Genomic DNA, 1,701 nt, shown 5'->3' with positions numbered 1-1,701 from the left:
TCCACGGAGGCGAGTGGCTCGAGCGGGACCGGGTTCGTCACGCCGCCGTCGATCATCAGGCGCCCGCCCACGATCGCCGGGGTGACGATGCTCGGGATCGCGAACGACGCACGGACGGCGATATCGGCCGGGCCCCGGGTGAACCACACCTCGCGCCGCGCCCGCAGGTCGGTGGCCACCGCGGTGTAGGGGATCGCCAGATCCTCGATCCGCACGTCATCGAGCATCTCGCCGATCACGCCCATGATCTTGTTGGCGCGGATCGCTCCCCCGCCGGCGAAGGACACGTCGAGCAGCCGCAGGACGTCCCGCTGTGCCAGACCCCGCACCCATTCCTCGAAACGGTCCAACTCGCCGGCCGCGAGCAGCGACCCCACGACCGCCCCCATCGACGCCCCGGACACCCCGACCACCTCGTGCCCGCGCGACTCGAGCTCGCGTATCGCCCCGATGTGCGCGTATCCGCGCGCCCCACCGGAACCCAGTGCCAACGCGACCTTCATCCGATCCCCCTCCGTCGTCCTCACTCGTGCCCGGTGCCCACACACCGGGGCCGTCCCCTCAGCGGATTCGCCTCCAGTGTGCACCGGCGCGGCCCGCGCCATCCCGGCACCGGGCCGACCGTGTCGTAGGCGCGGTCTACCTTCACCATCGTATCGAGCACCTGTTCGATACCCACGATCACCGAACACACAACAGGAGTTCCCGTGTCCCACACCGTCATCCGGTTCCGCCCCGTCGCCGCCATTGACCCCGACATGGCGCGCGTCGCCGCCGACATCGACCGGTTCGGCCTGCACCTGGTCCACGTGGGCGAGGGCTGCGCCTGCGAGGACTGCGAGTCCGCCCCACTGCCACCCGACCAACGGTTCGGATACACGGTCGGGCTCACCGATCGCGGACACCCGGAACTCCTGGCCCGCGGCCTGGGCGCCCGGGAGACGGCCGCGTTGCTCACCCGGTGGGGCGGGTCCGTCCTGGACGGCCGGGTTCTCGACGCCGGCCACCTGCTGTGCGAGGGCCCCGACGGACCGACGTGGGAGCTCGTACCGGTCCGGCGCCCCTCCAGGACTCTGCGGTGGGCGGGTCGCTACTACCGCACCACCGGTACCGGCGGCCTCACCGCACTCGAGCTGGTCCCCGCCGGGCGGCCCTGCCCGTGCGACGGGTGCTGCTGAGACCACCGCACCGGTGGGGCCGTCGTAGGGTCTACTCATGCCCCGCCATCGGCTCGTCCTGGACGCCCGTTCGCCCTCGATCATCGTCCCGCTCACGGGTCGGGATCTCACGGAGCTCGCCGAGCAGATCGGTGCGCTACGCAGCGCCGACTCCGAGTTCCGGAGCACTACCGTGAGAGGGACCCCTCCGGCCGGGGTCTCACCGGACACGGACCGACTGGTCGACGTGGTCGAATGGCGTGTCGACCTCTACGGACCCTTCACCGCCGGGGCCGGGAGTGATCCGGACCCGGCGGTGCAGGCCCTGGAGCAGATCTCGGCTCTGTTACCGGGACTGCCGGTCCTGGCCACGTTCCGCACCAGGTCCGAGGGCGGGGGTGCGGAGATCTCACCGGAGGCCTATGTCGCGCTCGTCGAGGCACTCGCCTCGACGGGCATGGCGGCCGCGTTGGACGTGGAGTACCGGCACCCGCACGCAGAGGACGCGATCACCGCCGCCCGCCGACACCGCACCCCGGTGGTG

At 71.7% G+C, this 1,701-nt stretch carries 3 protein-coding genes; 2 read left to right on the top strand and 1 reads right to left on the bottom strand.

The features are described 5' to 3' along the window. On the bottom strand, positions 1 to 503 hold a 503-nt coding region (locus tag G6018_RS15840), incomplete at its 3' end, for a patatin-like phospholipase family protein (protein WP_182640128.1). Positions 504 to 707: 204 nt separating this feature from the next. On the opposite strand from G6018_RS15840, the gene G6018_RS15835 reads away from it, so the two are divergent. After that, positions 708 to 1,178, top strand: coding sequence for a DUF4262 domain-containing protein (locus tag G6018_RS15835; RefSeq protein WP_182640127.1), 471 nt, complete (start codon positions 708 to 710; stop codon positions 1,176 to 1,178). A 37-nt stretch (positions 1,179 to 1,215) separates the two neighbouring features. Next, positions 1,216 to 1,701 (top strand): type I 3-dehydroquinate dehydratase (locus G6018_RS15830; RefSeq protein ID WP_182640126.1); only part of this gene is annotated, 486 nt, incomplete at its 3' end.

The sequence above is a fragment of the Dietzia sp. DQ11-44 genome (assembly GCF_014145205.1).
In the GTDB taxonomy this organism is placed as follows: domain Bacteria; phylum Actinomycetota; class Actinomycetes; order Mycobacteriales; family Mycobacteriaceae; genus Dietzia; species Dietzia natronolimnaea.
The sequence above is the reverse complement of the archived record's forward strand: the minus strand, read 5'-3'. Positions and strand labels throughout refer to the sequence as shown.